This is a genomic window from Ciceribacter thiooxidans, from assembly GCF_014126615.1.
GTDB classification, from domain to species: Bacteria; Pseudomonadota; Alphaproteobacteria; order Rhizobiales; family Rhizobiaceae; genus Allorhizobium; species Allorhizobium thiooxidans.
The window spans coordinates 2,906,617-2,929,387 of record NZ_CP059896.1 but is presented as its reverse complement, the minus strand read 5'-3'; the positions used below and the strand labels follow the sequence as shown (position 1 = coordinate 2,929,387).

Here is a 22,771-nt window from a genome sequence, read left to right as displayed (position 1 = left end):
TCTAGCGCCGGCGCGCCGGCTTTACCGGCTTGAGCACGGCCTCGGCGGCACGGAAATCCTTCCACGGATCAGCGGAAAGCTGCGACAGGCGCGCCGTTGCGTTGTTGACGGTGAAGTGGGCCGGGCCGATCGCCGGCGTCAGTTCCTCCCAGGCGAGCGGCATGGACACGGCCGCACCTTCTCTCGCACGCGTGGAATAGGGCGCAACGGCCGTGGCACCGCGACCGTTGCGCAGGTAGTCGATCAGGATCTTGCCCTTGCGCTTCGCCTTCGAAACGGTCGCGACATAGCTCTCCGGCGAATCCGCCGCCATCGCCTCGGCGACCGCCTTCATGGCGGCCTTCACCTCGGGCCACTCGGTCTTCGGTTTCAGCGGTGCGACGACATGCAGGCCCTTGCCGCCCGACGTCTTGACGAAGCCGGTGAGACCGATGTCGCCGAAGCGTTCGCGCACCTCGCATGCCGCTTCGATCACGCGCTCCCAGGAAACGTCCGGACCCGGATCGAGATCCATGTTCACCATGTCCGGCTTTTCCCACGCGTCGAGCGTCGATCCCCAGGGGTGGATTTCCAGAACTCCGCCCTGCACGAGCCCCAGCAGTCCGTCGAGATCCTCGATGGCGACGTAGTGCTCGTCGCCGCTTTCCTTCGGATCATCGACCTGCCTGATCTCCTTGCGCATCCCTCGCCACGCATGTTTCTGGAAGAAGCAGGAGCCGGAGATGCCTTCCGGGCATCGCAGGAGCGCCAGCGGACGATGGACGATGAAAGGCGCCATCAGCGGCCAGACTTCGAGATAGTAGTCGGCAAGCCCGGCCTTGGTGACGCCGGCCTCCGGCCAGTAGATGCGGTCGGCATGGGTGAGTGCCACGCTGCGCTTCGGCGGCGTGTCTTTCGCGTCCTTGGCTGTCGTTTCCTGCACCACCTCGCGCGCCGCCTTGTCTTCCCGCAGACCGCGGAAGGAAGCATGCCGCAGATGGGCATCCGCCGTCCAGCCGCGGAACTCAATTTCCGCGACGAGCTCCGGCCGCACGAAGACGACGTCGCGGCGTTCCGTCGCCGAAAGACGGTCGGCAAAGGGCGACTCCTCTTGTTGAAGCGGTTTCAGGGTACGGTAAAGCTGCTTGGCGACCGCGGCGCTGTAGCCTGTGCCGACACGGCCCGCGTGGGAGAGGTGGCCCTTGTCGTCGTAGTGCCCCATGACCAGTGATCCGATCGCCCCTTGGGTGACGGAAGAGGGGACGTAGCCGCCGATCACCAGTTCTTGACGCGCCGAGCACTTCGATTTGACCCAATCGCGCCCGCGTCCCGATCGATAGGGCGCGTCCGCTCGTTTCGAGATGATGCCTTCCAAGCTGAGCCGGCAGGCATGACGCAGCACCATCTCGCCGCTCTCGGCGAAGTCCTCGCTGTAGCGCAAGGTCCTGGCATCGGGAGGAAGTACCTGCCGGAGGAGCGACTTGCGGTCGGGGAGCTTGGCACCTCGGAGGTCGACGCCATCGAAATAGAGGAGGTCGAAGAGATAGAGCAGAAAGCGATCGGAGCGCCCTTCGCTCAGATCGGCCTGCAGTTGGGAGAAGCTGCTTGCGCCGGCCTGGCCTTCGACCACCACCTCCCCGTCGAGGATCGCGCTTTTCACGGGAAGCGCCTTGAGCTCGGCGACGAGAGCCCGTCCGAAGCGGTCGGTCCAGTCGAGGCCGCTGCGTGTCAGCAGTCGCACCTTGCCGGCTTCGATCCGCGCCTGCAGCCGGTAGCCGTCGAACTTCACCTCATGAAGCCACTGCTTGCCCTTCGGTGCTGCCTTGACGAGGGTCGCAAGTTCCGGATCGACGAAGTCGGGCATGGGGGTCTTCCGCGCCCCCCTGACCGCCGTTGGGTCGGCCACGGTTTTCGCGGCTGCCTGCCCGGTCTTTCGCTTGCCCTGTGCCCTCGCCGGTTTCCCGGGCGGGTCTCCGGCATCGTCGACGTCGCGGCCGGAGACGACCGAAAACGGCTGTTCCTCGAGAATGTCCGGGTCGCTTTCCTGGCGCGCAGCGTCGTCCTCACCCTTGATGAGCAACCAGTTCTCGCGCTTTTCGCCGTTGGCGGCCATGCGGACGAGGTGCCATCGTCCGCTGAGCTTCTCTCCGTCGAGTTCGAATTCGAGATGCCCCTTGCGATAGGCCTTGTGCACGTCTCCGAGCGGATGCCATGTCCCGCGATCCCAGATGATGACGTTACCGGCGCCGTAATGCCCCTTCGGGATGCTGCCTTCGAAGCCGCCATATTCGATCGGATGGTCCTCGACGTGAACGGCGAGCCTTTTCTCCCCCGGCACGAGGCTCGGGCCGCGCGTTACCGCCCAACTCTTGAGCACACCGTCCATTTCCAGCCGGAAATCGTAATGCAGGCGCCGAGCGGCATGTTTCTGGATCACGAAGCTCTTGCCGGAAGCAGCGCGCTCGCCTCCACGCGGTTCGGGAGACCCGTCGAAATTCCGTTTCTTGCGATAGGTCTGCAGGGACACGGGATCAGCCTGCCTTTCTGCGCTGCCCGGCCTCGCGTCCGGTCGCTTTCGTCTTGCCGCGTTTCGCGCCCGCACCGGCGCCTGCACTGCGCCGCAAAGCCTCCATCAGGTCGGTGACCTTACCCGTCTCGATCTTCCGCGGTTTCTTCGGCTTGCGTCCGGCGAGCTTCGCCTTGACGAGTTCAGCGACCGCCTGTTCGTAACGGTCCTCGAACTCGGAGGGGTCGAACTGCCCCATCTTCGTCTCGATGATGTGGCGGGCGAGGTCGAGCATCTCTCCCGAAACACGGATCTCGGAAATTTCGTCGAATATTTCGGTGCCGTCGCGAACCTCATAGTCGAAATTGAGAGTGGTCGCGATGATGCCCTCCTCATGCGGGCGAAGGAGCAGCGTCCTTACGCGCCTGAAGAGGACCGTCCGGGCAAGGCCGGCCACCTTCTTCTCCTCCATGGCTTCGCGGATGAGCGCATAGGCTTCCGCGGCGTGACTGTCGGCCGGCGCCACGAAATACGGCCTTTCGAAAAAGGTCGTGTCGACGTCGTCGCAGGCGATGAATGTCTGCATTTCCAGCCGTTTGTCGCTCTTCGGCACCGCGGCCTTGATCTCCTCCGGTTCGAGGATCACGCAGTCTCCGTCCGGTGTTTCGTAGCCCTTGACGATGTCCTCGTCCTCGACCGGCCTGCCGGTTTCGCTGTCGACGTAACGTCTGCGCACCCGATGACCCGTATCGCGATTGATGATGTGAAAGGATATACGTTCACCTTCCGATGCCGCGCCATGAAGCGTCACCGGGCAAACCAGTTCCCCGACCGAAAGATGACCTCTCCAAATCGCGCGCGCCGCCAAGACAAATCCTCCGTCTCGATACGGGCGAAATGCGGGCTTGCGGCTTTTGTTCCTGCCGGAGCCGCATCTATGGTGCCGGGGAACGGTGGATTCCGCCGGAAGGATTTTGTTAACCTTAGAGCAACCAATTAACCATAAAGATTGGTGGATACGTCGGAATGGGATTCCGTCGGCCGTGAATCCCTTCGAGGCATGACGCCAGCCCGTCGTACCGGTCTCGGTCCGGTATGTCCTTTTCATTGAAGCAGTTCAGGGAACAGTCTTCGGTGGATGTGGGCGAGAGCCCGCTCTTCCGCGACGTGGCGTGAGTTCGCAGACACTCAAGACAACCCGGGACCATTTCAGTCCGTCCGGCCCCATGCCGGACCTCAGCGAGGAATATTGTCTTGGCGCAGGTTTCGCCGGCAGATCGAACAGCGGGAGCGCAGGGCGGCAGCCTGCGCGACAGGTTGCGCTTTGCCGGGCTCGAACAGGCCGATTGCGAGCATTTGAGGCGACATCGCCCGCTGCTCGACGAAAGCATGAAGAAGGGGCTTCGCGACGTCTTCCAGCGTTACCAGACGTTTCCGGACGCAGCCCACAACTTCACCAGCGAGCGGCAGCTCGAACGTTTGCATGACCTTCTTGCCTCGCACTGGGACGTTCTGACGGATGCGCGCTTCGACGGCCTCTATGCTGAACGCGTCAAGGTTCTTTCCGACAGCGAAAGCAAGATGGGTCTCGATCCCCGCTGGCATATCGCCGGCCACGCCGTTGTCCTGGAACACCTGATCGGTGGTGTTCTCGAGGAGATTGCGGGCGCGGGCTTCCTGCCCTCCGGCCGAAAGCGGGCCCGTGATCTCGCCGAACTCGTCGACGTGCTGGTGCGCGTCGTCATGGTCGACGTCGAGATCGCCGTCTCGCTGCGCTTCAACGAACTGCGGCTTCGTCATCACCGCGAGCTCACCGAACTGCGCGAACGCGAGCGCTCCGATGTCGACGCGATCTTCGGTCCGACGATACGGGCCTTCGCCGAGCGGGATCTCGATCAGCGCGTCACGGGAGAGATACCGGAAGCCTATGAGGGACTGGCCCGTGACCTCAATGCGGCGCTGGAACAGATGCAGGCGGCAATGATCGCTTCGGACGAGAGGGCGCGGGCTGCCGAGAACGCACTTGCTTCCGTCGTGTCCGCCTCCTCCGATTTCGCCGGGCGTGCGGGACAGCAGTCGGACGAGCTGCGGGACGCGGCGGCGACGCTCGGGGCGTTGCTGGACGACGCCCGCGCGACCGCTGAACAGACGAAGGCCGTGGAAACGGCGGTCGCCGCGGCCCGCCGCTCCGTCGATGGCAGCGGTGAAGTCGCAGGACGTGCCATCGCGGCGATGGCGGATATCGAGACATCGGCGGAACAGATCGGACGCATTATCGGTGCGATCGACGAGATCGCCTTCCAGACCAACCTTCTCGCGCTCAACGCCGGGATCGAGGCGGCACGTGCCGGCGACAGCGGACGCGGCTTTGCCGTTGTCGCCCAGGAGGTCCGCGCTCTTGCGCAGCGCTCCGCCGATGCCGCGCGCGAGATCAAGACGCTGGTCGCTACCACCAAGGCGCAGGTTGATGCGGGCGTGAAGATCGTCGCCCATACGCAGGACGCCATTGGTTCCATTGCCGGTGAAGTCGGTGGGATCAGCGAAACGGTCGGCGAAATCGCTCGCCGTTCGACCGCGCAGGCTGACAGCCTGGACTGTCTCACCGGCGACGTCTCGGGTCTCGCGGGTGAAGTGAATGCCGGCGCCGAGCTTGCCCGTCGTTCGAGCGAGGGCGCGGATGACCTGCACAATCTGATCGTCGAACTCGGACGGACGGTTCGTGAGTTCCACTACGCCCGCGGGCGTAGGAGTTCCGCCGTCGTTTCGGACGAACGGCGCCGGTCGGCCGGTGTCGGTTCGGTGGATCGTCTGCCCGCTGCGGCGAACATGGACATCGAGGAGACTGAGGGCGCCTTCGGGCTCGATATTCCGATGCAAATCGGTGGCTGGGGAGGTTGAGGGGATTGTTTACCACCTTCCATTACACAAGGGGAATTCAGACGGGCGAAAGGGCCTGCGGGGTGCCGTTTCCGGCGCTTGTCAGCGGACCTCCCAGGCGGGACATCGTCGGCTCTGAAAGACGAGGAAAGAACTGATGGCAACACGGAAAGGCGCAAACAAGAGCTTGAAGCTGGCCGAGGTGCTGGACCTCAACGAGGCTTCGGCGCTGAAGAGCAGTCTCATGGACCTGCGCGGCAGCGGGCTCGAGATCGATGCATCGCAGGTCAAGCGCGTCGGAGCGCAATGCGTGCAGGTGCTGATGGCAGGAGCGAATGCGTGGAATGCCGACAAGAAGCCTTTCACCTTCGTGAAGGCTTCCGAGGCCTTCCTGAAGACCCTTCAACTGATTGGCGTGAATGCAGACCACCTGCTCGCTGGGGAGATTCGGCAATGAAGAAGAAAGTACTGACGGTGGATGACTCCAGGACCATCCGCAACATGCTGCTCGTGACGCTGAACAATGCCGGCTTCGAAACCGTGCAGGCGGAAGATGGCGTCGAGGGCCTCGAAATCCTGGAAGAGGCCAATCCGGACGTGATCGTCACCGATATCAACATGCCGCGCCTTGATGGCTTCGGCTTCATCGAGGGTGTCCGTCGCAACGAGAAATACCGTGCGGTGCCGATCCTGGTGCTCACGACTGAAAGCGACGCGGAGAAGAAGAACCGTGCACGTCAGGCCGGGGCTACCGGATGGATCGTGAAGCCGTTCGATCCGACCAAACTGATCGATGCGATTGAACGTGTAACTGCCTAAGCGGGAATTTCTCCGATGGATATGAACGAAATCAAAGAGATCTTCTTCCAGGAATGCGAGGAGCAACTCGCGGAACTGGAGTCCGGTCTTCTCAAGATGAACGACGGGGACCGCGACCCGGAAACGGTGAATGCCGTGTTTCGGGCCGTGCACTCGATCAAGGGCGGCGCGGGCGCTTTCGGCCTCGACGATCTCGTCTCCTTCGCTCACGTCTTCGAGACGACCCTCGATTGCGTTCGATCCAACAAGCTCGAGCCGACGCACGATGTGCTGAAGGTGATGCTGCGGGCCGCAGACGTGCTTGCCGATCTCACCAATGCAGCTCGCGACGGTGGTAGCGTCGACAGCGCACGCAGCGCCGGCCTCGTCCGCGAGCTGGAAGCCCTTGCCACCGGCGAAGCGCCGCCCGCCGCGGCCCCGGCCGTCGCGGCGCCGGCGCCGGCCCCCGTGGCAGCAACGCCGACCGACGACAGCGGATTCCAGCCGATCCCGTTCTCCTTCGATGCCTTCGATGACGAACCGGCAACCCCGCGTTTCGCGATTACGTTCAAGCCGCGCCGCGATCTCTACTCCAAGGGCAATGACGCGGCCCTCCTGTTGCGCGATCTCTCCCGTCTCGGCGAGATGAGCATCAACTGCGACATGGATGCCCTTCCGCCGCTCGACGAAATGGATCCGGAAGAGGCCTATTTCAGCTGGACCATCGAGCTCTCGACCGACAAGGGTGAAGACGCGATCCGGAGCGTCTTCGAGTTTGCCGAATGGGACTGCGATCTCGACGTGACCGCACAGGCGGAACAGGCTGCCCCGACCGGCGAAGAACCCCCCATGGTTCCGGTTCCCTTCGATCTTTCGCTGCTCGATGAGGGCGGAGCGTCGGAGGCAAAAGCTCCCGAAAGCGTTGTTGCGGCAGCCGTTGCGGCGGCAGAAACCGCCTCCAACGTCACACAGCTTGCAGGCGCCGCCGCCCGGCAGGAAAAGAGGGAAGCTCCGGCAGCCGCACCTGCGGCCGCGGCAGCCGCCGCGAACGCAGCGCAAAATGCCGCGGCCGGGCAGACGATCCGTGTCGATCTCGACCGCGTCGACCGCCTCATCAACCTGGTTGGCGAGCTCGTCATCAACCAGGCCATGCTCTCGCAGAGCGTGATTGAGAACGATGCCAACGGCACTTCGACGATCAACATGGGTCTCGAAGAGCTGCAGCAGCTCACCCGTGAGATCCAGGACTCGGTCATGGCAATCCGTGCGCAGCCGGTGAAGCCTGTCTTCCAACGCATGTCGCGTATCGTTCGCGAAGTGGCCGACATGGTTGGCAAACAGATCCGCCTGGTCACCGAAGGGGAAAACACCGAAGTCGACAAGACCGTCATCGACAAGCTTGCCGAGCCTCTCACCCATATGATCCGCAATGCCGTCGATCACGGCATCGAGACTCCGGAAAAGCGTATCGCTGCCGGGAAGAACCCGGAAGGTACGGTCAAGTTGACCGCGAAGCATCGGTCCGGTCGCATCGTCATCGAACTGGTGGACGACGGTGCCGGCATCAATCGCGAGCGGGTTCGTCAGAAGGCGATCGACAACGACCTGATCGCCGCCGACGCCAATCTGTCCGACGAGGAGATCGACAACCTGATCTTCATGCCGGGCTTCTCCACGGCCGACAAGATCTCCGACATTTCCGGCCGCGGTGTCGGCATGGACGTCGTGAAGCGGTCGATCCAGGCTCTCGGAGGCCGTATCTCCATCAGCTCGAAGCCGGGCCATGGTTCCACCTTCACCATGAGCCTGCCGCTGACGCTGGCCGTCCTCGACGGCATGGTCGTCACCGTCGCCGGCCAGACCCTGGTGGTACCGCTGACGGCCATTGTCGAGACGTTGCAGCCGGAAGCCCAGAACATCCATTCTTTCGGTTCCAACCAGCGCCTGATTTCGATCCGCAACAGCTTCTGCCCGCTCGTGGACGTCGGCCGTATCCTGAATTTCCGCGGTACACAGGCCAATCCGGTCGAAGGCGTTGCCCTGCTGGTGGAATCGGAAGGCGGCGGTCAGCGCGCACTAATGGTCGATGCGATCCAGGGACAGCGTCAGGTCGTCATCAAGTCGCTCGAGGCGAACTACACGCACGTTCCGGGCATCGCCGCCGCCACCATTCTCGGTGACGGACGGGTTGCGCTCATTCTTGACGTCGACGCCGTCGTCTCCGCCTCCCGCGGTCAATCCCTCAAACCGGAAATGTCTTTAGCAGTCGCAGGTTAGTTTCATGTCGTATGCGATCAAAAATCTTGTCCAAGGTAGCCGGGAGCTCATTGCCTTCCGCATCGGCGATCAGGAATTTTGCGTAAACATCATGTCGGTGCGCGAGATCCGCGGCTGGACGCAAGCCACGCCGCTCCCGCATGCGCCGCCGTTCGTCATGGGCGTCATCAACCTGCGTGGCGCGGTGTTGCCGATCGTCGATCTTTCGTTCCGGCTCGGTCTCGGCCAGGCTGAACCGACGGCACGGCATGTGATCATCGTCGCCCAGGTCCGCAACAAGACGGTCGGGCTTCTGGTCGAGGCCGTCTCCGACATCCTGACCGTCACCGACGAGAACATTCAGCCGACGCCTGAGATCTCGACCGATCATGAGAAGCAATATGCTCGCGGAATCCTCGCGATCGACAAGCGCATGATCTGCCTGATCGAGCTGGAAGGCCTCTTCCCGGAAACCGAAAGCGAGGCTGCATGAATCCCGCGAATGCCGCATTCCATAGACCATCCGACGACGAGATTCTCGCCAGCGGAGAATATCCACTGACCCGGCGTGACCTGAACGAGATCGCCGCGATGATCTATTCCGATGCCGGGATCGCGCTCAATGATTCCAAGGCGTCGCTCGTCTATTCGCGTCTGTCGAAGCACATCCGCAATCTCGGTCTCGGCGGTTTCCGCGCGTACTGTGCCCTGGTTTCGTCACCCGAGGGTGCACACGAACGCCGCGAGATGCTGTCGCACCTGACGACCAATTTCACCCGGTTCTTCCGCGAGAACCATCATTTCGAGCATCTGCGTGACGAGGTTTTGCCGGGTCTGATAGCTCGCGCCAAGGCGGGCGGCCGCGTCCGCATCTGGTCGGCCGCGAGCTCCGACGGCCAGGAACCCTATTCGATCGCTCTCACGGTCTTCCAGGCCTTTCCGAACGTGCTCGACTACGACTTCAAGATCCTCGCGACCGATATCGATCCGAAGATTCTGGCGATCGCCCGTCAGGGTGCCTACGACGAGCAGGCATTGGAGACCGTCTCGCCGACCATACGCAAGCAGTGGTTCAAAGAGGTCGAAATCGGCGGTCGTCGCAAGTTTCAGGTGGATGACCGCCTGAAGCGCCTGATTACCTATAATGAACTGAACCTGATGTCGCAGTGGCCCTTCAAGGGCAAATTCGACGTCATTTTCTGCCGTAACGTCGTCATCTATTTCGATGAACCGACACAGATGCGCATTTGGTCGCGCTTCGCCGATCTCCTGCCCGAGGGCGGTTATCTCTATATCGGCCACTCCGAACGCGTTTCCGGCGACGCAAAGGCCTATTTCGACAATACCGGCATTACCACCTACCGCTTCGTCGGCAAGACGGGAGGGCGCAAGCCATGACTGCTCCCGCGCGCGTTCTCGTCGTCGATGACAGCCCCACCATGCGAGGGCTGATCAGCGTGATCCTCAATTCCGATCCTGACATTGACGTCGTCGGTCAGGCCGGCGACGCCATGGAGGCGCGAGCCGCCATCAAGCAACTCGATCCGGACGTCGTCACGCTCGACATCGAGATGCCGAACATGAATGGCCTGGAGTTCCTGGAGAAGATCATGACGCTCCGGCCGATGCCGGTGATCATGGTTTCGACCATGACCCACAGGGGCGCGGAAGCGACCCTCGCTGCGCTCGAGATCGGCGCTTTCGATTGCGTCGGCAAACCGATGCCCGGCGAGGCTGATCCCTTCGGAGATCTGGCCGAGAAGGTGAAGGCTGCTGCTCGGTCCCAGCATCGCTACAACCGGGCGCCGCGGCCGGAGCCGTCCGCCACCCGCTCCGTCCCGACGGCCGATTTCCGGGTCGGTCGCAAGATCGTAGCGATCGGTTCATCGACCGGCGGCGTTGAGGCACTGATCACTGTCCTGCAGAAGTTTCCGCGGAATTGCCCGCCGACCGTGATCACGCAGCATATGCCGCCGACCTTCACGAAGAGTTTCGCGGAACGGTTGAACCGGCTCTGCGAACCGGTGGTCGAAGAGGCGACCGACGGTGCCCGCCTCGAGATCGGCAAGGTCTATCTGGCACCCGGCGGCGAGCGCCACCTGCAGGTGGCGAATGTGGCTGCCCCCTGCTGTCGGCTCGTGGAACGGCCTCCGGTGAACGGCCATCGGCCGTCGGTCGACGTGCTTTTCGATTCGGTTGCCGAACTCGCCGGCCGTAGCGCAGTCGGAGTCATCCTGACCGGCATGGGTCGGGACGGAGCCGCAGGTCTCCTCAAGATGCGCCATGCAGGCGCACGCACCATCGGGCAGGATGAAAAGTCCTGCGTCGTCTACGGGATGCCGAGGGTCGCCCACGAACTCGGTGCCGTCGAACGCCAGCTGCCGCTGGCGGCGATCGGCGAAGAAATTCTCAAACTTACTGCTGCCCGGAAAGAAGGTATCGAACATGTCACTAGCTGAGAAAATCAAAGTTCTGATCGTCGACGATCAGGTAACGAGCCGTCTGCTGTTGAGCGATGCCCTGACGCAGCTCGGTTTCAAGCAGATCACCGCCGCCGGTGATGGCGAGCAGGGAATGAAGATCATGGAGCAGCAGCCCCATCATCTCGTCATTTCCGACTTCAACATGCCGAAGATGGACGGCCTCGGTCTGCTGCACGCCGTGCGCAGCAACCCGAACACGAAGAAGGCGGCCTTCATCATCCTGACGGCTCAGGGCGACCGTGCCCTCGTCCAGAAGGCTGCACAACTCGGCGCGAACAACGTTCTCGCCAAGCCCTTCACCATCGAGAAGATGAAGGCCGCAATCGAGGCGGTCTTCGGAGCGCTGAAATGACAGATGACAGTGCAGCTAGGCGCGTTCACATTATTCAGGGCGAATACAAGGTCGTGTCCGATCAGAATATTGTGCTCTCGACCATTCTTGGTTCGTGTGTAGCTGCATGTCTGCGGGATCCGGTTGCCGGCGTCGGTGGTATGAACCACTTCCTGCTGCCGGGCTCGGCCACTCCGGGGGCGGGCGGTGGTGACGCCACCCGCTACGGGGTTCATCTGATGGAGCTTCTCATCAACGGTCTGCTGAAACAGGGTGCGCGGCGTGATCGCATCGAGGCGAAGGTCTTCGGGGGTGCGAAGACCATTGCAACGTTTTCGAATGTCGGTGAACAGAACGCAGCTTTTGCCATGCAGTTCCTGAGAGACGAAGGGATCAAGGTCGTCGGCTCCTCTACGGGCGGGGAGCACGGCCGAAAGCTGGAATTTTGGCCGGTCAGCGGAAGGGCAAGGCAGTATCCGCTAACCGGCGCCGAGACCCAGAGGACCGTCGCACTCGAGCAGAAGCCGATCTTCACGCCGAAGGCGGTGGAAAGCTCCATTGAATTCTTCTGAGTATCGCCGGCAGTAAATAAGTACAGGGGGACCACGATCGTGGAAGAAGCATTGCCGCAAGTCCTTATGCGGGTCGTCACCGAACTACACGACGTGGCGTATCTCATCGAACGTATAGAACCGCAGCTCCTGGAACTCGGCGGCGCGCAAGTGCTCGAGCATCCGGACGCGCTCAAGGTGCTGCAGGGAATCGATCTCGCGGTGCAGAAAACCCGTGGGCTCGCCGAGTTCATCGACACGATCACAGGTTCAATCCCCGATGGATGGGTCGTCGATATGACGACAGCTCTCAGCCTCGTGAAACTTGCCGAAATGCAAAAGGCGTTGGGCGCCGGCATGCGTCACGGTCACTCGCAGCCGCTCGGCAAGGCCGCGGGGGATTTCGACTTCTTCTGACATTAGCGCGGCGATTGGTCGCCGCCCAGTATCTCGACGATCTGGCGGGCCGCTCCTTCGCGAGCGGCCTTTTCGTTGCCGCGCGAAACGCTCGCACAAGTTTCAGTTCCTAATGTCTCGCAAGAGGGCAATGCGTCCCGGTTCCTTCAGTTGATGGCGCGAGACAGAATGAATCTGTTAAATCAATCACTTCAGATATTTAAGAATCTGGCATCGCTTGGCCAGACCAAGCTGCTGACTCTCGCCGGCGTCGGTGCCGTTTCGATTGCAATTATCATCGCTGCCGCACTTTTCGTGAACAAGCCGTCCTTCGAGACGCTTTACACCGGTCTCGAGGCCACCGATCTCAATCAGGTGAGCATCGCACTTGCGGAAGCCGGGATCGATTTCGAGGTCGGCACCGATGGTCAGTCGATCAGGGTTCCCGCCGGCATGACCAGCAAGGCGCGTCTGCTGCTTGCCGAGCACGGACTGCCCAACAGCGCCAATGCCGGCTATGAGCTGTTCGACAATGTCGGCTCTCTCGGCCTCACCTCGTTCATGCAGGAAGTGACCCGCGTCCGTGCGTTGGAGGGCGAGATTGCCCGCACGATCCAGCAGATCAACGGCATCGCCGCGGCTCGTGTTCACATCGTGCTTCCGGACGTCGGCAATTTTCGCCGCGGAGAGCAGAAGCCGACGGCGTCGGTGATGATCCGCGCGGGCAACGAAGCCGGCCGCAAGGCTGCCGCTTCGATCCGCCATCTCGTCGCTTCCGCGGTCCCCGGCCTCGACGTCGAGGACGTGACGATTCTCGATTCGACCGGCCAGCTTCTCGCCTCGGGTGACGAGATGGGCGGTCCGGCCAACCGTTCGATCGGCGTCGTGCAGACGGTCCAGCAGGAAATCGAGTCGAACATCGACAAGGCGCTTGCGCCCTTCCTCGGCATGGACAACTTCCGTTCGAGCGTCACCGCCCAGATCAATACCGACACGCAGCAAATCCAGGAGACGATCTACGATCCGGAATCCCGCGTCGAGCGGTCCGTGCGGGTCGTGAAGGAGAACCAGAAGTCGCAGCAGCGCCAGCCGGATAGCGCCGCGACGGTCGAACAGAATCTGCCGCAGGCCGACGTCCAGGGCAAAGCCGGCGGGCCTGAATCGTCCGACCAGCAGGACAAGAAGGAAGAGCAGACCAACTACGAGATCAACAGCAAGACCGTGGCGACCGTCCGCAACAGCTATACGATCGAGAAGGTGTCGGTCGCAGTGGTCGTCAACAAGGGTCGGATCGCCAAGATGATCGGCGAACCGGCCGACCAGGCGAAGATCGACGCCTACCTCGCGGAGATGCAGAAGATCGTCAGCTCGGCAGCCGGTTTGGATACCGCTCGCGGCGACGTGGTCACCCTGACGGCGATGGACTTCCTGGAAAACCAGCTTCTCGAAGAATCGGCGTCGGGGCCCGGTATCATGGAAATGCTGAGCCGCAACATCGGCGGCATCATCAACTCGCTCGCCTTTGTTGCCGTAGCCTTCCTGATCGTCTGGATGGGCATTCGTCCGATGATCCGCACGGTCGGTGGTGGCGCCGCGGCCATCGCGGGTGCCAGCGAGGAGGCAGCAGGTCTCGAGCTGCCCGACTTCTCGCCGGCAGTGGGCGGGGGCGCACTCATGGACGGCTTCGGCGCCGACTTCGGCTTCGACAGCACAGACGACCTGCTCACCATGGGCGACGATCCGAACGGCGGCTTCAACCGCCGCGTCAAGGAAGGCCCCGAGCGGCGTCTCTCCCGCATGGTCGAGATCAGCGAAGAACGCGCCGCCAAGATCCTTCGCAAATGGGCTGTCGACAAGGCCGCCTGACGACACGAAGAGGTGGAATTCAAGGCCGCGCCGGTCCTCTGGCGCGGCCTTGTCGTATATTCTCCGACGACGGCGCCCCATTTGTGACGATTTGTATATGCGATTGTCGTTAAGTTGGGGAATCGCCGCGCGCGCGTTTGGGTCTGACGAGATTTATCTTCTATCATTACTGTGATTCGTCGGCCTGACGAATCATCTATGCGAATCACCGGGAGAGGGCGGCCTTCCGGAGATAGAGGGGGCGTACTGCGAGGCCGTTTCATCCCGGAAAGGGGGAAACACAATGGACACGGAGTTGGTTAGGGCGGTTCGGAAGGAGCAAGACCGAACGATGCCTGCAACGGACGACCCGGCCAGACCTCAAACCAAGGAACAGCTTCTTCGGAGGCTGATGTCGATTGCGCAGGGCGGTAGCATCGGGCGCAGTCTGCAACTCCTGGCGGATTATGTGGGGGCGAACCATTTCCTGCTTGCTCGCTTTGACCTCGTCCAGGAACAAGGTCTTGATTTCGTCGTCTGCTCCAATTGGCCGTTCGATCTGGTGCGTCGTCTGGAGCGTGAGTTCGCAGCAAGCTATTCCCGTACCACCGAACTCGAGAAATGCCTTTCCTTGCTGCAACCGCGATTCGCGCTGCTTCCCGACGACGCCGATGCTCCGCGTGGTTTAAGCCGCGAATACTGCGCGCTGACCTTCAACGTCGGCCGTACGCGGTTGTCCCTGATGTTCCTTTACGAGGACACGATCGTGCTGTCGCCGGAGCGGCTGCGAGAGGTCGGCCTGCTCTGTGGCTATTGTGTGAGTCTCACTTCCGGAAAAGGGCAGAGGGCGGATCGCGAGTTCGAACTGACGGAACGGGAAGTCGAGTGTCTCTTCTGGATCGCCGAAGGCAAGACCAGCGACGAGATCGCCACCATTCTCGGGATCTCACGCAACACGATCAACAACTACATCACCAGTGTCATGCGCAAGACGGCGACCAAAACGCGGTCCGAGGCGATCGCCTACGCCGTGCGCAACAATCTCGTATAGGGGCGGGCCGATGAAATACCCTCAGGACCCGATTCCCACCGGAAAGAGCCAAACCAGCCACGCGCGCCAGATCAACGTGCGTGCGGAAATATTCCCGAAGCTCGTCGCGCTTCAGAAGAGCCTCGGGGCGAACGGCTTCGCGGTTCTCAAGATTGCCGGCACCGGCGTGCCAGGAAAGCGCCGGCTCGTGGCGCAGCTCGACAATTGGTCGACCGTGATTTCCGCGGATCTCGACATTTTCCTCGCACATTACGGCGACACTCTGCTTGGGCACCTCGAAAGCTCTTTGTTGCCACTCAGCTGGAGTGCTGCCGACGACTCGAGCTTTGCCGACACGTCGGACTTTTCGGTCTTCGTGGAGCAGCTGCAGCCACGCACGCTGCCCTATTCGGGAATCGCCTTTCCTGTGCGGCTCGGCGCCTCGGGCAACGGGTATGTTCTTTTCGCGATTGCCGGAGGCGTCGATATTGCGGGGGAGCGGATCATCGACGTCCATTCCCGCACCTGCAAGATCATGACCGAGCTTCTGTCGCTGGACGAGCGGCGCACGCAGCCTGCCGAGACACTCAGCGAGCGGGAGATCGCCTGTCTGCAACTCGCCGGCGACGGCCGCATCAGCGAAGAGATTGCCGATGCGCTCCGTCTCTCCGTACACACCGTCAACGCTTATCTTGGGTCCGCGACCATCAAGCTCGATTCTGTCAACCGCATCCAGGCGATCGCTAAGGCGATTCGCCTGGGCTATATCACGTAGCAGCTCTGGCTGGTTTGCGTCACGACCGCTCAGGTGTAGAGCGGCGAGACACCGGTGTTGCTGAAACGAGCCGCCTGCAGGCTCTCGCGCAGCTGGCGCGTGTTCTCCTCCGGGCTTCCCAGCGGATTGTGGAAAGCGATGTGGGAAATCTCCAGGCCGGCACGGTCGTGCGTCAAGGTCAATTGCGCGTACACGGTAACGTCGCGCGGCTTGATCTCGAGGTCGAGGACCACTTCCGGCGGTCCGCCCCATTCCAGCCGATATTCCCCGCCGGCGCCGAAATTGACCGTTCCGGGATGGAAATAGAGTTCGGCCGCCGAGGAAACCAGGTCGGAGATGTTGCCATAGAGCTCGAAGCGCAGCAGTGAAATCAGGTCGGCAGCGTCGAGCAGCCGAAGTTCCGATGCAACGGGGCTGATCGCTTCTGCGACGATTTGTTCACGCTGGCTGGTGTAGGGGCATTTCTTCATCGCGATTAGCGTACCCGCTGTTTCCTGGCCTTTGCGGCGTAGACCCGGTGAACGAGCTCCGCGACGGCCTTGTAGAATATCGACGGAATGACACTATCGATCGAGACTTGCGCAAACATGGAGCGAGCAAGCGGCGGGTCCTCAAAAATGGGGATGCCATTTGTCTGGGCGATCTCGCGGATCTTGAGGGCGACGAGGTCCTGGCCCTTGGCGACGACGACGGGAGCGTCGTTCTCCTCGCGCACATATCGCAGCGCGACCGCATAGTGAGTCGGGTTGGTGATCACGAGCGTCGCGCGCGGCACATTGGCGATCATGCGGCGGCGCGCGCGGTCGCGCGCGATCGAGCGCTGCCGCGATTTCACGATCGGGTCACCCTGGGACTGCTTCAGTTCGTCCTTGACCTCCTGCTTGGTCATCTTGAGCTGGGTGAACCAGTGATAACGCGTCCAGGCATAGTCGCTGATCGCGAGGATCGCCGTGGCAAACACGATCACGATCATCATCTTCTTGAGGATCGCCGCGAACTTGACCAGAATCACCTGCGGATCGGAAAACATCGCATCGAGCGCGCCGAAATACTCGGAGCGCAGCGCCACGACCATGATCGCCGAGACGATGACGATCTTGAAGACGGATTTCCCGAATTCGACGAAGCCGCGCAGGCTGAACAGGCGCTCCCATCCCTTCGCCGGCGAGATCCGCGACATCTGCGGACGAATACGTTCGAGCACGAAGGAGGGCATGTTTTGAATGACGTTCGACGTGATGCCGAAGACCATGAAGAGAGCCATGGCGGGGAAAAGCAGGGCGCCGGCCTCCCAGCCGAGATGAACAAAGAGCGAGACAACATCTGTTGACGTGAAGACACGCCACTGATCCGGCTGCTCGAAAAGATCCCGCAGCGTCTCCCCGAGTCGTCCCATTGCCTGCGGCAGGAAGAAAACGGAATAGAGATAGAAGGCGAGCGCCGACGCGAAGATCGGAATCTCGCGTGAGGAAGGCACATTGCCTTTTTCTGCGGCGTCCCGCCGCTTCTTCTCGGTCGGGGCTTCTGTTTTGCTGTCTTTGTCCTGTTCGTCAGACAAGCCCGGTGTCCTTGTTCGTCATCGCCCGCCGAGGCGGCGTCGGCTCGCCGGATGCTCGTTGATCGGGATAGACGACGCTAGCCGCCCGCCCGGTCCCGTTCAATCGGGCCGGGGCGGACAGCCAGGCTTTTCAACAGCAAGGCCGCATCAGGCGGCCTGTGGCGCATCGCCTTCCGCTTCCTTGAGCTGGATCTGGCCGGAATTGGCGAGCCGGATGGCTTCCTGTGCCACCGCACGCCGGGCGATTGCGATTTCCCGCGGATTGATGCCGGTGGTGCCGGTCGCCAAGTCGGATTCGATCATGCGGCGTTGACGCGGACTGATCGCGGAAAGCACGCATTCGCGGATTTCCATCGAAGCGCCGCGCAGCGCCATGGTGAGCACGTCTCCGGAGACATCGTTGAGAAGCAGCACGCGACTGCGCTGCGGCATGGCGAGCAGGTCCTCGAAGAGGAAGATCTTCGGCCGTACCTTCTCCACCGCCGACTTGCTGATCGTTTCCAGCGAGTTCAGCAGCGTGTCGACCTGCGGCTTGTCCAGTTCGTTCATCAGGTCCGCGACCTTCGTCGAACCCACCGAATTGCGTTCCGCCTCGATCTCGGTGATCAATTCGTGCACGCGGTTCTCGATTATCTGCGCGGCCTTCTGGCTGACGTTCTTCAGGTTGACGGTGCGGTTCATGACGTCGGCGCGACGGCTCTCCGGCAACTTCAGGAGCACCTTGGCGCCGAAGGAGGACGGCAGCATCGACAGGATGTAGGCGACCGTCTGTGGATGTTCCCGCATCAGGAACTTGGCGATGAAATCGGGATCGGCATCCTGCAGCTGGTCCCAGATCGATTCCTCGTAGGTCTGGAACGCCGTGCGCCGCCCGAGCAGGCCGTCCACTTCTTCGGGCGTCAGTCCCTCCTCGAGAATGCTCTCGATGGCCTTCGCGTTGTCCATCAGGCCGGCACCTTCGGTGAAAAGGTCCTCGAACTCGTTGACCAGCAGGTTGAGTTCATCCGGCGGAATGGAGCGCAGCGTCTGCGCGGAAGCGATGATGGTCTGGAGCTCGGCCTGGGTGAAGTACTTCAGCAATTTGCCGGCGACGCCCTTGCCCATCGCCAGCAGGACGGCCGCAGCCTTGTCCGCCTGGGAAAGGGGTGTTCCAGGTAGGTTGCTGCCGAAGTCGTCAAAGTCCATCATGGTCTTTTTCCTCTCTGGCCCGTCATGGGTCAGGTCGTCTTGCTACCCATTACTTCGATCAGCTTGACGCCGAAGCGGGTGTCGTCGTTTTCGAGCACGGTGATTTCGCCGCGCGCAATCCGCCGGCCGTTCACCGTGATGTCAACCGGTTCACCGATCTTCTTGTCCAGGGTGATGATCGCCCCTTCCTCGAGATTCATGAGACCGGCCACCGGCATCTTGCTTGAGCCCAGGATGACCTCGACATCGATGGGGATATCCATGATGAGGTTGAGGTTTGCCGTCAGGGCACTGCCGGGCTGCGGCTGTTCCGTCACCGGCGCATCGTCGAACCCGCCGCCGAAGCTATCGCCGCCGAAGGTATCGGCGCCGAAGTCGCTTACCGCGGCCGGAGTGGTCTCAGGAAAGTCGCCGAAATCCCCTCCGAATGCGGAGAGATCGGGCGTTTCCGAGGGCGACGCGGAAAAGTCACTGCCGAAATCGGGAAGCGTGCCTTCCGAATCGCTTTTCAGGACGCCGCGCAGGTCGTCGACGGCCTGGTCGAAGGCGGCGTCGGATGTCACCATGGACAGTGCGTCTTCATCGGGTACGGATGTTTTCTTAGTAGCCATGCAGTCATAATTCCTGTCGAAACTTGCCTCAGCCTGCCTTGGTGAAGCGTTGATGTGCTAGCCGATGAGATGCCTCAGGATTTCGTCTTCGCTGCTGACGTTGTCCTTGACGCGTACCGTGTAGTGTTCGCCCGCCCGCCCGAATTCGCAGCGATAGAGATTCTTGCCGTTGGCACTGACGTCGACCGTGACGTCGCCCCGGTCGTGGAAGGCGATCACGTCGCCCGCCGCCAGGCGGGAGATCGTGTCGAGCGTCAGTGGCTGCAGCAAGATCCGTGCCTGCAGTTTTACCTGAGAGCGGCGAACCTGCTCTGCCATCTGCTCGGCCCATTCCTTGCGGCTCTGACCCGCCTGATTTTTGGACTTCGGCACCGTGACCACGGTCTTCAGCAGGGCCTTCTGCGGGATCACGACGTAGAATTCGGAGGCGACGGGACCGATCTCGACGCCCATCTTTACCACCGCGCCGTACTCGTCGACGTGGTCTTCCTCCAGCTTCGGACGGTCTTCGGCGTTGTGCGGGCGTTCGAGTTGCGGCTCGAAGGAGCCGGGCACATCGATGCCCGAACGCAGAACGCTGGCGATCTTGCTGATCACCATGACGGAAAGGTCGAGCTCGATGCGGGAAAGAGGACGCTGAATCGGCTCCTCGATCGTCTCGGGAAGCGCGCCCAGAAGGTTCTCCATCAGCGTGACGATGAAGGCGTTGCCGCAGCCGATGACGAAATTGGGGCTCCAGTTGCGCAGCGATCCGTCCGCGAGCGCGACGTTGTCGCCGAGTTCGGCGACGAGTTCGCTCATCAGGCCGGCCTCGTGACCGTTGTAATGGACCTCGACCTGCAAGCCGGTTTCGCTCTGGAAGACGTCCGGCAGGAACTCGGTAAACAGGTGGCCGAAATCGCTGCAGAGTTTCTCGACGGTTTTCCTGTCGCCCAAGGCCCCGGTGAGGCGTGCGAGCAGGGCCTTGTCCATCGCCGACTGCGGTTTGTTCTCGGTCATCGTCATCGTTATGCCGCTGCCTTGTTCTCGCCGCCGGGATTCATCATTTCCTGCTCGACCGCATCGATGGACGGACGCTCATGCGAGGAGATGGTCTTGCGGCCATATTCGAGTGCGACCTGGGGCACCGAACCGTTCATGTATGCGAGCAGCGTCTGCTTGACGATGATGTAGAGGCGATGCTGCTTGGTGCGCACCGACTTGATCTGTGCAGCCAGAGGGCCGCAGACGCAGTAGGAGAGAATGATCCCGAGCATGGTGCCGACGAGAGCGGCGCCGATCAGGCCGCCGAGAACTTCCGGCGATTCATTGATCTTGCCCATGGCCTTGATGACGCCGAGAACCGCCGCGACGATACCGATGGCGGGGAAGCTGTCGCCCATGACCGAGATGGAGTTGTAGGGCTTCATCTTGTCGGTGAGGATCGTATTGATTTCCTCGTCCATCAGCGCTTCGATCTCATGGGAGCGGGCGTTCCCGATGATGATGAGGCGGACGTAATCGCACACAAAGGCGGTAAGGTCCTTGTTCTTCAGGACGGAAGGCGCCTGCTGGAAGATCGTTGATTCGTCAGGGTTGTCGATGTGGGCTTCGATCTCGTTGCGGGACTTGGTTCTCAGATCGCGCATCAGCGAATAGAGGACCCCGAGCACGTCGAGGTAGTCTCTTTCCTTCGGAACTGCGTTCTTGAGAACTTCGGCGACGGCTTTTCCGGAGTCCTTCACCACCTTGATGGGATTGGCCATGATAAAGCCGCCGAGACCCGCGCCGCCGATGATCATGAGCTCGAAGGGTTGTATGAGGACGTCGACATGCCCGCCCATGGCCATGTAGCCGCCGAGGATACAGCCCAAACTGATTACAAGTCCGATTATGATGCTCATGTCGCGCCCGCGGTGACAGTTATTTTCCGGACTAGCGATACGGGCCTTGCCTTGCGTGAGGCTGAATGCCGCGGGCTTCACGGTTTGTGAACCTAGAGAAAGCTTCGCGCAAGCCTTTTGCCGCAAGAAGGGTGATAACGGACGCCTGACCCGATTGTCCACAAGAGGCGGAAAAGACCGTGACGACGACTTATGCGAGCTACCAGCTGATCACCCGTGACCTTACGGGCTCCCTTGAACGCGTGGCGAAGGCCCCCGACGTCTCCAGGGAGACGGAGTACTATCTTTCGAAGATCGGCGACGTTAAGTCCATCGACGACTTCATGGCCGATACCCGCCTTTATAACTATGCTCTGAAGGCGCACGGCCTTGAAGACATGGCCTACGCAAAGGCATTTGTCCGCAAGGTCTTGACCGAAGGTATCGCCGACAAGGAAGCCTTCGCCAACCGGCTTGCCGACAGCCGCTATTCGGAACTCGTCAAATCGCTGAACTTCGCCGAGCAGGGCGCGGCTGCAACCGCGTTCACCAGGGCTCAGCAAGGCGTCGTCGACAAGTACATGCGCCAGACACTCGAAGAACAGGCCGGCGCCGACAATACCGGTGTGCGGCTCGCTCTCTATTTCGAGCGCACTGCGCCGAACATCAGCTCGGCGATGGATATTCTCGCCGACGATGCACTCTCGCAGGTGGTCCGCACGGCTCTCGGCTTGCCGGATGAATTTGCCGCCTCCGACGTCGATAAGCAGGCCGCCACCATCGGACGCATGATCGACGTCAAGGATTTCCAGGACCCGGAGAAGACGGGCCTTTTCCTCGAGCGGTTCACCGCAATGTGGGAATTGCAGCACCCGTCGGAAAACTACGATCCGCTTGCGGTCTTCGGTTCCTCTTCAGGATACGGCATCTCGCCGGATCTCCTCATCTCCATCAATTCCCTCAAGCTCGGAGGCAGCTAAGTGCAATCGGGACTCTACGTTGCCCTGTCGTCGCAGGTCGCTCTCGAACGGCGCCTGACGACCATCGCCGACAACATCGCCAATGTGAACACGGTCGGCTTTCGGGGCACCGAGGTCAAATTCGACGAGGTCCTCAGCAGGACCCATAACGATCTCAATGCCAAGATTGCCTTCGTCTCGCAGGGTAACGATTACCTGTCGACCCGCGCGGGAGAATTACAGCACACAGGCAACGAGCTGGACTTCGCGATCAAGGGCGATGCCTGGTTTGCAATCGATACGCCGGCAGGGCAGGTCCTGACCCGCGACGGGCGGTTTACCATCAAGGAGACGGGGGAACTCGTATCCTCACGCGGTTATCCGGTTCTCGATGCCGGCGGCGCACCGATCCAGCTCAATCGTGCCGGCGGTCCGCCGACGGTCGGGCAGGACGGCAAAATTCTCCAGGATGGCCGCCAGGTCGCGGTCCTCGGCGTCTTTTCCGCCGACATTACCAAGGGGTTCGTGCGCTACGAGAACAGCGGCATAACGACGGTCGATCAGCCGCAACCGGTGATCGACAACAGCCAGATTTCCGTGGTGCAGGGCTATCTCGAGAATTCCAACGTCAACGGTATCAGCGAAATCACCCAGCTCATCCAGGTCAACCGTGCGTTCGAGAGCGTCAGTTCGCTGATGCGTGACAGCGAGAGCTCGCTGAACGACGCGATCAAGACGCTCGGCGGATCGAGCTGAGGTCGCTGAA

The 22,771-nt window shown here is 61.6% G+C and carries 23 protein-coding genes; 15 read left to right on the top strand and 8 right to left on the bottom strand.

Annotated elements, in window-relative coordinates:
- Position 1: 1 nt before the first annotated feature.
- Together ligD and ku are read right to left on the bottom strand one after the other, a co-directional pair.
- The gene (gene ligD, locus H4I97_RS14310; protein WP_182305323.1) at positions 2–2,506 is read right to left on the bottom strand and encodes a DNA ligase D; all 2,505 of its coding nucleotides are present in this window, start codon (positions 2,504–2,506) and stop codon (positions 2–4) included.
- A 4-nt stretch (positions 2,507–2,510) separates the two neighbouring features.
- Complete coding sequence (ku, locus tag H4I97_RS14305; protein ID WP_342344123.1) at positions 2,511–3,296, bottom strand: non-homologous end joining protein Ku; 786 nt, start codon at positions 3,294–3,296, stop codon at positions 2,511–2,513.
- A 443-nt stretch (positions 3,297–3,739) separates the two neighbouring features.
- Here ku and H4I97_RS14300 point away from each other — a divergent pair, with 443 nt between their 5' ends.
- From H4I97_RS14300 to visR, 13 genes are all read left to right on the top strand, one after another.
- Positions 3,740–5,383: a globin-coupled sensor protein gene (locus H4I97_RS14300; protein WP_182305321.1), complete on the top strand. Its 1,644-nt coding sequence runs from the start codon at positions 3,740–3,742 to the stop codon at positions 5,381–5,383.
- Positions 5,384–5,519: 136 nt separating this feature from the next.
- Positions 5,520–5,819 (top strand): STAS domain-containing protein, encoded by a 300-nt coding sequence (locus tag H4I97_RS14295; protein ID WP_182305320.1) that lies wholly within the window; start codon positions 5,520–5,522, stop codon positions 5,817–5,819.
- A complete protein-coding gene (gene cheY1, locus H4I97_RS14290) occupies positions 5,816–6,181 on the top strand; it encodes a chemotaxis response regulator CheY1 (protein WP_112688919.1) in 366 nt (121 codons plus the stop codon). The genes H4I97_RS14295 and cheY1 overlap by 4 nt, the downstream gene beginning before the upstream one ends.
- Positions 6,182–6,196: 15 nt before the next feature.
- A complete protein-coding gene (locus H4I97_RS14285) occupies positions 6,197–8,437 on the top strand; it encodes a chemotaxis protein CheA (protein WP_182305319.1) in 2,241 nt (746 codons plus the stop codon).
- Positions 8,438–8,441: 4 nt separating this feature from the next.
- The gene (locus H4I97_RS14280; RefSeq protein WP_182305318.1) at positions 8,442–8,909 is read left to right on the top strand and encodes a chemotaxis protein CheW; all 468 of its coding nucleotides are present in this window, start codon (positions 8,442–8,444) and stop codon (positions 8,907–8,909) included.
- Complete coding sequence (gene cheR / locus H4I97_RS14275; protein ID WP_182305317.1) at positions 8,906–9,814, top strand: protein-glutamate O-methyltransferase CheR; 909 nt, start codon at positions 8,906–8,908, stop codon at positions 9,812–9,814. Before H4I97_RS14280 ends, cheR begins: the two co-directional genes overlap by 4 nt.
- Positions 9,811–10,875, top strand: a complete 1,065-nt coding sequence (gene cheB / locus H4I97_RS14270; protein WP_182305316.1) for a protein-glutamate O-methylesterase CheB — start codon at positions 9,811–9,813, stop codon at positions 10,873–10,875. Before cheR ends, cheB begins: the two co-directional genes overlap by 4 nt.
- Positions 10,862–11,251, top strand: a complete 390-nt coding sequence (locus tag H4I97_RS14265) for a response regulator (protein WP_112688929.1) — start codon at positions 10,862–10,864, stop codon at positions 11,249–11,251. The genes cheB and H4I97_RS14265 overlap by 14 nt, the downstream gene beginning before the upstream one ends.
- Complete coding sequence (gene cheD, locus H4I97_RS14260) at positions 11,248–11,802, top strand: chemoreceptor glutamine deamidase CheD (RefSeq protein ID WP_182305315.1); 555 nt, start codon at positions 11,248–11,250, stop codon at positions 11,800–11,802. Before H4I97_RS14265 ends, cheD begins: the two co-directional genes overlap by 4 nt.
- A 66-nt stretch (positions 11,803–11,868) precedes the next feature.
- A complete protein-coding gene (cheT, locus tag H4I97_RS14255) occupies positions 11,869–12,198 on the top strand; it encodes a chemotaxis protein CheT (RefSeq protein ID WP_182305314.1) in 330 nt (109 codons plus the stop codon).
- A gap of 168 nt (positions 12,199–12,366) precedes the next feature.
- Complete coding sequence (gene fliF / locus H4I97_RS14250; protein WP_182305313.1) at positions 12,367–14,043, top strand: flagellar basal-body MS-ring/collar protein FliF; 1,677 nt, start codon at positions 12,367–12,369, stop codon at positions 14,041–14,043.
- Between the two features lie 283 nt (positions 14,044–14,326).
- Complete coding sequence (visN, locus tag H4I97_RS14245; RefSeq protein WP_182305312.1) at positions 14,327–15,073, top strand: transcriptional regulator VisN; 747 nt, start codon at positions 14,327–14,329, stop codon at positions 15,071–15,073.
- A 10-nt stretch (positions 15,074–15,083) separates the two neighbouring features.
- Complete coding sequence (gene visR, locus H4I97_RS14240) at positions 15,084–15,827, top strand: transcriptional regulator VisR (RefSeq protein ID WP_182305311.1); 744 nt, start codon at positions 15,084–15,086, stop codon at positions 15,825–15,827.
- Positions 15,828–15,856: 29 nt separating this feature from the next.
- Here the strand turns inward: visR and H4I97_RS14235 are convergent, their stop codons facing one another.
- The 6 genes from H4I97_RS14235 to motA all read right to left on the bottom strand — a co-directional run bounded on the left by H4I97_RS14235 (position 15,857) and on the right by motA (position 21,067).
- Positions 15,857–16,297 (bottom strand): hypothetical protein, encoded by a 441-nt coding sequence (locus H4I97_RS14235; protein ID WP_182305310.1) that lies wholly within the window; start codon positions 16,295–16,297, stop codon positions 15,857–15,859.
- A 5-nt stretch (positions 16,298–16,302) separates the two neighbouring features.
- Positions 16,303–17,385: a flagellar biosynthesis protein FlhB gene (gene flhB / locus H4I97_RS14230; RefSeq protein WP_182305309.1), complete on the bottom strand. Its 1,083-nt coding sequence runs from the start codon at positions 17,383–17,385 to the stop codon at positions 16,303–16,305.
- A gap of 147 nt (positions 17,386–17,532) precedes the next feature.
- Positions 17,533–18,573, bottom strand: coding sequence for a flagellar motor switch protein FliG (gene fliG / locus H4I97_RS14225; protein WP_182305308.1), 1,041 nt, complete (start codon positions 18,571–18,573; stop codon positions 17,533–17,535).
- Positions 18,574–18,602: 29 nt separating this feature from the next.
- The gene (gene fliN / locus H4I97_RS14220) at positions 18,603–19,184 is read right to left on the bottom strand and encodes a flagellar motor switch protein FliN (RefSeq protein ID WP_182305307.1); all 582 of its coding nucleotides are present in this window, start codon (positions 19,182–19,184) and stop codon (positions 18,603–18,605) included.
- Positions 19,185–19,241: 57 nt separating this feature from the next.
- Complete coding sequence (locus H4I97_RS14215; protein ID WP_182305306.1) at positions 19,242–20,189, bottom strand: FliM/FliN family flagellar motor switch protein; 948 nt, start codon at positions 20,187–20,189, stop codon at positions 19,242–19,244.
- A gap of 2 nt (positions 20,190–20,191) precedes the next feature.
- Positions 20,192–21,067 carry a flagellar motor stator protein MotA gene (motA, locus tag H4I97_RS14210; RefSeq protein ID WP_182305305.1) on the bottom strand — a complete coding sequence of 292 codons (876 nt, stop codon included), beginning with the start codon at positions 21,065–21,067 and terminating at the stop codon, positions 20,192–20,194.
- A 179-nt stretch (positions 21,068–21,246) separates the two neighbouring features.
- Between motA and H4I97_RS14205 the strand changes: the two genes are divergently transcribed.
- Positions 21,247–22,026 carry a DUF1217 domain-containing protein gene (locus tag H4I97_RS14205; protein ID WP_182305304.1) on the top strand — a complete coding sequence of 260 codons (780 nt, stop codon included), beginning with the start codon at positions 21,247–21,249 and terminating at the stop codon, positions 22,024–22,026.
- On the top strand, positions 22,027–22,761 hold the full coding sequence (flgF, locus tag H4I97_RS14200) for a flagellar basal-body rod protein FlgF (RefSeq protein ID WP_182305303.1): 735 nt from the start codon (positions 22,027–22,029) through the stop codon (positions 22,759–22,761).
- Positions 22,762–22,771 lie beyond the last annotated feature (10 nt).

Excerpts from the sequence above, each read along its gene's own strand:
- H4I97_RS14285 (WP_182305319.1), top strand. The coding sequence starts at position 6,197 with ATGGATATGAACGAAATCAAAGAGATCTTCTTCCAGGAATGCGAGGAG.
- cheB (WP_182305316.1), top strand. The coding sequence starts at position 9,811 with ATGACTGCTCCCGCGCGCGTTCTCGTCGTCGATGACAGCCCCACCATG.
- cheY1 (WP_112688919.1), top strand. The coding sequence starts at position 5,816 with ATGAAGAAGAAAGTACTGACGGTGGATGACTCCAGGACCATCCGCAAC.
- visN (WP_182305312.1), top strand. The coding sequence starts at position 14,327 with ATGGACACGGAGTTGGTTAGGGCGGTTCGGAAGGAGCAAGACCGAACG.
- cheD (WP_182305315.1), top strand. The coding sequence starts at position 11,248 with ATGACAGATGACAGTGCAGCTAGGCGCGTTCACATTATTCAGGGCGAA.
- H4I97_RS14235 (WP_182305310.1), bottom strand. The coding sequence starts at position 16,297 with ATGAAGAAATGCCCCTACACCAGCCAGCGTGAACAAATCGTCGCAGAA.
- visR (WP_182305311.1), top strand. The coding sequence starts at position 15,084 with ATGAAATACCCTCAGGACCCGATTCCCACCGGAAAGAGCCAAACCAGC.
- fliF (WP_182305313.1), top strand. The coding sequence starts at position 12,367 with ATGAATCTGTTAAATCAATCACTTCAGATATTTAAGAATCTGGCATCG.
- motA (WP_182305305.1), bottom strand. The coding sequence starts at position 21,067 with ATGAGCATCATAATCGGACTTGTAATCAGTTTGGGCTGTATCCTCGGC.
- H4I97_RS14280 (WP_182305318.1), top strand. The coding sequence starts at position 8,442 with ATGTCGTATGCGATCAAAAATCTTGTCCAAGGTAGCCGGGAGCTCATT.
- H4I97_RS14265 (WP_112688929.1), top strand. The coding sequence starts at position 10,862 with ATGTCACTAGCTGAGAAAATCAAAGTTCTGATCGTCGACGATCAGGTA.
- H4I97_RS14215 (WP_182305306.1), bottom strand. The coding sequence starts at position 20,189 with ATGACGATGACCGAGAACAAACCGCAGTCGGCGATGGACAAGGCCCTG.
- cheR (WP_182305317.1), top strand. The coding sequence starts at position 8,906 with ATGAATCCCGCGAATGCCGCATTCCATAGACCATCCGACGACGAGATT.
- H4I97_RS14295 (WP_182305320.1), top strand. The coding sequence starts at position 5,520 with ATGGCAACACGGAAAGGCGCAAACAAGAGCTTGAAGCTGGCCGAGGTG.
- fliG (WP_182305308.1), bottom strand. The coding sequence starts at position 18,573 with ATGATGGACTTTGACGACTTCGGCAGCAACCTACCTGGAACACCCCTT.
- fliN (WP_182305307.1), bottom strand. The coding sequence starts at position 19,184 with ATGGCTACTAAGAAAACATCCGTACCCGATGAAGACGCACTGTCCATG.
- cheT (WP_182305314.1), top strand. The coding sequence starts at position 11,869 with ATGCGGGTCGTCACCGAACTACACGACGTGGCGTATCTCATCGAACGT.